This window comes from Acinetobacter entericus (assembly GCF_026168575.1).
GTDB lineage: Bacteria > Pseudomonadota > Gammaproteobacteria > Pseudomonadales > Moraxellaceae > Acinetobacter > Acinetobacter bouvetii.
Map to the genome: position 1 here is coordinate 1 of NZ_JAPEQW010000051.1, position 8,497 is coordinate 8,497.

The following is an 8,497-nucleotide window of genomic DNA, read 5'->3' on the forward strand; positions in this document are numbered from 1 at the left end:
TTCAGACGCCGAAGTGGATGCCGATTCAGAAGCCGAAGTGGACGCTGATTCAGACGCCGACGTGGACGCAGATTCAGAAGCCGAAGTGGACGCTGATTCAGACGCCGAAGTAGATGCCGACTCAGAAGCTGAAGCCGATGCTGATTCAGAAGCCGAAGTGGATGCCGATTCAGACGCTGAAGCCGATGCCGATTCAGAAGCCGACGTAGACGCAGATTCAGAGGCTGACGACGATGCAGATTCAGAAGCCGACGTAGACGCTGATTCAGAAGCCGAAGTGGACGCTGATTCAGACGCCGAAGTGGATGCAGATTCAGAAGCCGACGTGGACGCAGATTCAGAAGCCGACGTGGACGCAGATTCAGAGGCTGACGACGATGCAGATTCAGAAGCCGACGTAGACGCTGATTCAGAAGCCGAAGTGGACGCTGATTCAGACGCCGAAGTGGATGCCGATTCAGAAGCCGAAGTGGACGCTGATTCAGACGCTGACGTGGACGCGGATTCAGACGCTGAAGCCGATGCAGATTCAGAAGCCGAAGTGGACGCTGATTCAGAAGCAGAAGTGGATGCAGATCCAGAGGCCGAAGTGGATGCCGATTCAGACGCTGAAGCCGATGCCGACTCAGAAGCTGACGTAGACGCGGACTCAGAAGCCGAAGTGGATGCCGATTCAGACGCTGAAGCCGATGCCGATTCAGAAGCTGACGTAGACGCGGACTCAGAAGCCGAAGTGGATGCCGATTCAGACGCTGACGTAGACGCCGACTCAGAGGCTGACGTAGACGCAGATTCAGAGGCTGAAGCTGATGCAGATTCAGACGCTGAAGCCGACTCAGAAGCCGAGGCCGATTCTGAATCCGTTATAAAACTAACTGTTACCTGAGTACTATCCGATATATTTCCTGCAGAATCTTTAAGTACAGCTTGAACAATATCACCATTAATTAGGCCAGGATTTGGAACCTCCCATTTACCCTGCCCATTTACAACCACACTGGCGGTTAATCCATCTGGGAATGTGATTATCAATGTAGCACCAATTTCACCTGTACCAGTGATTGGATTATTTTCAGTAATCGTATTTATAATTGGAGCATCTGGCGCAGTCGTGTCATCCGCTGTAACTGCTGCTGGCGTAGACTCATTGCCTGCTGCATCCGTCGCCGTGACTTGCAGCGCTTCGCCATTCTTCTGCGCTGGACTCACCGCCACTTCAAAATCGCCATGTGCATCCGCTGTGCCGCTGCCAATCACATTGCCATTGCCGTCTTTCACCTCAACTTTTGAGCCCGGTTCTGCTTTGCCTGTGACCTTGCTGCCGTCAACACTGACGTCCAAATCTGTTGGCGCTGCCGGCGCAGTGGTATCATCCGCTGTAACCGGCGCTGGCGCAGACTCATTGCCTGCTGCATCCGTCGCCGTGACTTGCAGCGTTTCGCCATTCTTTTGCGCAGGATTCAACGCCACTTCAAAATTGCCGTTCGCATCCGCTGTGCCAGAGCCGATCACATTGCCATTGCCGTCTTTCACCTCAACTTTTGAGCCCGGTTCTGCTTTGCCTGTGACCTTGCTGCCGTCATCACTGACGTCCAAATCGGTCGGCGCTGCCGGCGCAGTGGTATCATCAGCTGTAACTGGCGCTGGCGCAGACGCATTGCCTGCTGCATCCGTCGCCGTGACTTGCAGCGTTTCGCCATTCTTCTGCGCTGGACTCACCGCCACTTCGAAATCGCCATTTGCATCCGCTGTGCCAGTACCGATCACATTGCCATTGGCGTCTTTCACCTCAACTTTTGAACCCGGTTCTGCTTTGCCTGTGACCTTGCTGCCGTCATCACTGACGTCCAAATTAGTTGGCGCTGCCGGCGCAGTGGTATCATCCGCTGTAACCGGCGCTGGCGCAGACGCATTGCCTGCCACATCCGTTGCCGTGACCTGCAGCGTTTCACCATTCTTCTGCGCTGGATTCACCGCCACTTCGAAATCGCCGTTCGCATCCGCTGTGCCAGTACCGATCACATTGCCGCCAGCATCTTTCACTTCAACTTTAGAGCCCGGTTCTGCTTTGCCTGTGACCTTGCTGCCGTCATCACTGACGTCCAAATCGGTCGGCGCTGCTGGTGCTAAAGTATCCAAGCCACCTGTCACTTGAGTTGCCGCTGATTTATTGCCTGCAGCATCTGTTGCTGTCACTGTAGCTTTGGCGCCGTTATCAATTGCTGGATTTACTGCGACTTCGAAATTGCCGTTCGCATCCGCTGTGCCGCTGCCAATCACATTGCCGTTGGTGTCTTTAACTTCTACTGCCGCATTTGGCTCTGTACGGCCTAGTACACTCTTGCCATCAGGACTGACCGTCGCTTCCGGTGCTGCTGGCGCAGTGGTATCATCCGCTGTAGCCGGCGCCGGCGCAGACGCATTGCCTGCCGCATCCGTTGCTGTCACTTGCAGCGTTTCACCATTCTTTTGCGCTGGACTCACCGCCACTTCAAAATTGCCATTCGCATCTGCTGTGCCAGAGCCGATCACATTGCCGTTGCCGTCTTTCACCTCAACTTTTGAGCCCGGTTCTGCTCTGCCTGTGACCTTGCTGCCGTCATCACTGACGTCCAAATAAGTTGGCGCTGCTGGCGCAGTGGTATCATCCGCTGTAGCCGGCGCCGGCGCAGACGCATTGCCTGCCGCATCCGTTGCTGTCACTTGCAGCGTTTCACCATTCTTTTGCGCTGGACTCACCGCCACTTCAAAATTGCCATTCGCATCTGCTGTGCCAGAGCCGATCACATTGCCGTTGCCGTCTTTCACCTCAACTTTTGAGCCCGGTTCTGCTTTGCCTGTGACCTTGCTGCCGTCATCACTGACGTCCAAATTAGTTGGCGCTGCTGGCGCAGTGGTATCATCCGCTGTAACCGGCGCTGGCGCAGACGCATTGCCTGCCGCATCCGTCGCCGTGACTTGCAGCGTTTCGCCATTCTTCTGCGCTGGACTCACCGCCACTTCAAAATCGCCATTCGCATCCGCTGTGCCAGAGCCGATCACATTGCCATTGGCATCTTTGACTTCAATTTTAGAACCCGGCTCTGCCTTTCCTGTAACCTTAGTGCCGTCATTACTAATCAGAAGTTTCTTTGGAGATTCAGGAGGAGTACGATCTCTATTATCACCATCATCACCAGAAGAAGATGATGAGTTTGCCGCTATCGCCGCTGCACCACCTACAACTCCAGCGCCAATCAGCCACGGCTGTATGGATGAAGCAGTCTCGTCATACAGTAATGGCGTAATTTCATTTAAAGGATTATATACAATTGAAGGGGTTACATTACCTGCAGCATCTGTAAACTGAACCCAATAAAGTCCATCTTTACCCTCAAGTACAATACTGTTGGCATCAATAGAGCCATTGAAAAAATTTTCAATAACAATAGTTTCGCCATTTTTCAGCTTGACTACGGCAGAGTTCCCATCACGTGTGATGCTTTCCACCAACTCTTTATCAACATTAATTTTTACAACTGAATTCTCCGTTAAGAGAACTTTATTATCGAGTGTCTTGTCCAAAACCTTATGGCTTTGCTTGGACACAACCTGAATATTAGCCATAAAAATACTCCCTCTGATTGTTATATGACTTTTATAAATTTATGAATTATGTTTAATCAGTTTTTATTAACGTTATATATTTAGCTATTTTCGTAAATGGATTGAATTGCAAAAAAAATTAAGGCAATCAAACTAGCAAACCGCGCACATCCGGAAAGCTCTTGGAAAAAATAAGATGTTGTTAATTAAATATTTTTAGTAAAAATAAACAATGAAAAATAATTGTTATTTTATGTATATCAAATTAGTCGGAATATAAATCCATTATTTTAATTGTATCTTTTTACAAAAATTTAAATCTTACGTAAGAAAGTATTGTATAATTGGAATACTATGTGAAATAAGTCACAATATAATACAAATATGCCAATAATTTTAAGTATTACTCATATTGTTAAATTTTTTTAAATATAATAATTAAAATTTATTTACAAAATTTAATTCATATTTTTTTTATGGTTTTTTTTAGATTGGTATATTTTGCCAATCACATTCACCGCCTGTCTGCGATAAGACTCAATCTAAATAATATCTTACTGCCAATTGGACTTTCTACATGAGCGGCATGTCATGGAAAAATTATAATTTGGTTTGATTCCTGTACTTGGCAGGTATGCAAAATTAAGGTAGGAAACTAAAGAGAAATTAAACCTATTTAATGCAGTTTAATGATTAGTCACTGATAAGGATAATGAATACTGCTACCTTTTTATTCTACATGACAGGCCCAAACAAATTTAAAACTAACACATTGTTTTTAATGAAAATATAAAATAAATTTCAGAACAACCCGTTTAAGTGCTGTTTTTTTTCAATCAATCTAACTCTTTTTATTCCGTGTAATGGTCAAGTAAAAACAGACACTTCAATAAGCATATTTTGATGATTTTTCACCAATTGAGTATGAACCATAACTACTCAAATTTGAGTAATAACTTAGGTATGTGGTCTGCCTCATTTTGGAAATTTATTGAGGATGGCCAACATGCATGCACCTCATTCACCGGACTTCAAAAGTTCCTTGCGCTAAGTTTTTGCTCAATGAATTAATGTAATGCATCTTGGTTTCAACCAAGCTTCGGCGCTGATAACCCGACCATTTTTTCCAGATTGCCCTACCTGAGAAGCACTGCTTCACAAAATACATTGTCATGAAAAATTCATTTTTTTTAATAGAACACGCCCTTGTATCTCTCTAAGACTAAGTCTCATCTGCTTCACCAGTATAGACAAAATCAATTCATTCATCTTGCGGAAGCTAATCAAGTAAATTTCCAAGTGCTTGTGAATTACTGACATTATTCGTTGTGAGCCGAACTGCCTGTATTTGAAAGGTCTCTATATCAATACCAATGTGAAATTTATGCCATTTCCGGTGATATCCAGCTCTGTTTCGACAAGCAAATATAATCCATCACATTACTTTTCTGGCAGCTAATCGCAATATGCTTTTGTCCGCAGAAGAGTTAACAATCTGCTGCTGCGGTCCGATCAAGCCCACACAGTTTAATCAAAATTTAAACAAAACCTGCGGCCATTAAAAAATTTAGAATACCATTACGAATACAGAACGTGTTTTGATAAGGGTTTATCCTAGGCAATAAAAAACCCTTAATTCTTTTTAAATTAAGGGTTTGAAAATCATATAAAGCGATATAAGTATAAAATTTGGTGGGCCCAGACAGACTTGAACTGTCGACCAACGGATTATGAGTCCTGAATTTTATGGGTTTATCACTATTTATCAATGTTGAATAAAAGTATTTATTTCCATATTTTTCAGCACTTTAAACAATAACAGTATTTATTTGTGTTGACTGGTATTTAATTAATNTGAATTTTATGGGTTTATCACTATTTATCAATGTTGAATAAAAGTATTTATTTCCATATTTTTCAGCACTTTAAACAATAACAGTATTTATTTGTGTTGACTGGTATTTAATTAATTTGCTTACATAGTGCTTACACCACCCCTGATGTAAGCACTTGAAAACAAATGAAGCTAAAATTTACTTCAGCCAAAGTACTGAAGCTAGAAAAACCAGAGTCACCAAAAAACCAAATCTTCTATTGGGATATTGATACGCCGGGGCTTTCCGTTCGAGTCACTCAAAATGAAAACCGTTCATACATTTTTCAAAGTCGCGTTTCAGGTAAAAGTTTACGCATAACAATTGGTGATGTAAATGTTTGGGCGCTGGATGATGCTCGAAAAGAATCAAGACGTCTGCAGCAGCTATGCGACCAAGGAATTGATCCGCGACGTAATAAAGCTGAAGAAGATCAAAAAAATGATGAGTTCTCTCAAGCAAAGTTAAATGAAAAAATTACTTTTGGTGATGTGTTTGCAGAATATGTAGAAGCAAATAAGCACCTGTGGTCCGATCGACATCTGCGTGATCATCTTGAACTATCCCATCGTGGCGGTGAGGAAAAAGTGCGAGGTAAAGGCTTAACAATACCGGGTGCTTTAGCTTCACTACTTGATATACCACTTGTCAAAATTAACTCAGATACATTAATTGAATGGCAAACCAAAGAAGCTGAAACTAGACCTGGTCGTGCAGCGCTAGGTTTTCGAATTACCAGATCTTGCATTAACTGGTGCCAAGAGCATGACATCTATATGCATTTAATTGATGCAAAAGTTCACCAAGCGAAGCGTGTACGCCGAGCCGTACCAGTATTAAAACCTGTTAAAAATTCAGTTCAGCGCAATCAGTTGAAAGATTGGTTTTTGGCTGTGAATGATATTCAGAACATTATGCACAAGACTTTTTTGCAGGTCAGCATTTTATGTGGACCACGATCTGAATCCATGCGCTCACTCACCCACTCTCAGCTCGACTTTAAATGGAAGACTATCAGTATCTGGGATAAGGTTGAGCAAGAAGATCGCATTATTCCAATGACACCCTATGTTGAAATGCTTTTGCGTCAGCTACCTAAACATCCTGAATCCGACTTTGTGTTTTGGTCTGAGCAGTCTAAGTCTGGTCATATTACAGACATTAGACGCAGTTACTATAATGCACTTGCGGAAAAAGGCCTACCGAAGTTTACGGTGCATGATTTGCGAAGATCATTCTCAAATTTGGCTGAATGGCTTGAGATTCCAACAGGTGTTGTGGCACAAATTATGGGGCATAAGCCAAGTGCTACCGCAGAGAAGCATTATAAGGATAGACCAGTTGACCTTTTAAGACTACATCATACAAAAATTGAAGAATGGGTTTTGAAGGAAGCTGGAATTGACATTGTTGATGAATGGAAAGTGGCTGGGCGCTTGGTATAAAATCAAAGTACATAATTCTGAGTGAGTTGCCAAGCTAATGCACACAATAATGAAAGACGGTAAATGGCTGGCCTATCGGAACTTTGGAAAGGTGCTAGGGTTGTTGAGAAATGATTAATCGCTTTTTTAAGAATAAGAATTTAAGTGAACCCTAATGACCTTATGGCTTGAGTGTGTCTTTTAGAATAGTAAAATTCCCCTGAAAAGTTCCAGTATCAGGATTGTTTGGACAGACACCGCTTACCTCAATATTAATATCTTTGCCAAAAGTTAGTATAGAACCTCCTGGTAGCAAATTTATTTCATTCCCCTTAGTATCTTTTAAAGGCTTGTAATCAATAAATATTTTTAGTTTTCCACTTTGACACCGATTATTAAGCTGACCAAAACTAATAATTACATAATTTTTCTCTCCTAATGATGCGAGTATTGTTTTGGCTCCATCAGGAGAATATAAATCTGCTTGCCAAGAAGAAGTATACAGCTTGGTTAATCTATTTTGAGGTAAAATCAACCACCCAGATCCATAGTGCTCACCATCCCATTTCTGAACAATATCTAGATTTTTAGCGGCAATAAACGCAGCAGACCCTTCTTCTAATGTTGAAAAAAGTATATTTTTGTCTGCCTGAAAATTAAATTCCAACCTATTACTATCAATCATTTTTGTATTAATTATTTTATACAAAAATGGAGGAGTATCATCAGGAATTCCTGCTGAAATTGATGTTCTTTGCGTAATTGTATCTGTTCTCCAGCCATATACCTCATCTTGAGAAAAAGCACCAAAAGATACAAAAAGGAGCGAGGTAGAAATAAATAATATTATAAAATTCATTTGTTTAACCTATTTCCTTAGCAGAAATACATAAGATTAAAAAATAGAAAGAATTACGCTTTTGAGTAAAATTTAACTTACCTCTAGATTACATTTTTTTGCTTGAATAGCAACATTTTATGTTAACAGTGATACCACTATTACATTAAAAGCCAGCATAATGAAATGCTAAAAAGTTTTATCACGCGTGGTTGGATATTTCTTTATAAGCATTGGCCAGCTTTATATCGTAGCTATTTTTGGCATAAGCAACACCGTTATAACCACGTGCAAAGGCTTTCCAATCTTTATTTTTCAGTGCATTGATAAGGCCATTCACTTTGATGTAACGGCACATTGCATCCAGCTGTGAAGCTTCGTCTTTATACATTGCATTGACAAATGCCTGCAGGGACTTATAGCCAAGCGATTGCCAGTGATAGCCCATTATCTGCCCAATACCCCAGCTTGCTGACTCTAAAGCAGATACCCGATGATACTGCGCTGCGGCATTCAAGCGGCCATGCTGAGCAGAATACAAGCCATAACCACCTGAAGTTTTACTGCATAAATCTGGTCGCTTAATCATCATTTGATCAACAACTTTTGATTGGCCATTTGCAATTAAACGCTGACGCATCACATGACGTTCAAATAGAATCACTGGCGTATTATCTGCATTAAAGCCTGAGCCCTTACATTCAACTTCAATCACAGCTTTAAGCGCTGCAGCTTCAATGCCGAGCGCCCATGCTTGTGACTGAATTTGCTCTTCA

Annotated in this window: 4 protein-coding genes and 1 pseudogene; 1 reads left to right on the forward strand and 4 read right to left on the reverse strand. The window is 42.6% G+C overall.

The window, feature by feature from the left end; translation table 11 throughout:
• On the reverse strand, positions 1 to 3,606 hold a 3,606-nt coding region (locus tag OKC24_RS18515; protein WP_265466165.1), incomplete at its 3' end, for an Ig-like domain-containing protein.
• 954 nt (positions 3,607 to 4,560) lie between these two features.
• Positions 4,561 to 4,987 (reverse strand): annotated as a pseudogene (locus OKC24_RS20205) (transposase); the annotation flags it as partial.
• A gap of 618 nt (positions 4,988 to 5,605) precedes the next feature.
• Here OKC24_RS20205 and OKC24_RS18525 point away from each other — a divergent pair.
• The gene (locus OKC24_RS18525) at positions 5,606 to 6,904 is read left to right on the forward strand and encodes a tyrosine-type recombinase/integrase (RefSeq protein ID WP_265466166.1); all 1,299 of its coding nucleotides are present in this window, start codon (positions 5,606 to 5,608) and stop codon (positions 6,902 to 6,904) included.
• A 160-nt stretch (positions 6,905 to 7,064) separates the two neighbouring features.
• Here the strand turns inward: OKC24_RS18525 and OKC24_RS18530 are convergent, their stop codons facing one another.
• Positions 7,065 to 7,742, reverse strand: a complete 678-nt coding sequence (locus OKC24_RS18530; protein ID WP_265466167.1) for a hypothetical protein — start codon at positions 7,740 to 7,742, stop codon at positions 7,065 to 7,067.
• Between the two features lie 181 nt (positions 7,743 to 7,923).
• Positions 7,924 to 8,497: N-acetylmuramidase family protein (locus OKC24_RS18535; protein ID WP_265466168.1), on the reverse strand; the 574-nt coding region annotated here is incomplete at its 5' end.

What these genes read in the sequence shown, in the direction of transcription:
- OKC24_RS18530 (WP_265466167.1), bottom strand. Translation starts at nt 7,742, where the DNA reads ATGAATTTTATAATATTATTTATTTCTACCTCGCTCCTTTTTGTATCT.
- OKC24_RS18525 (WP_265466166.1), top strand. Translation starts at nt 5,606, where the DNA reads ATGAAGCTAAAATTTACTTCAGCCAAAGTACTGAAGCTAGAAAAACCA.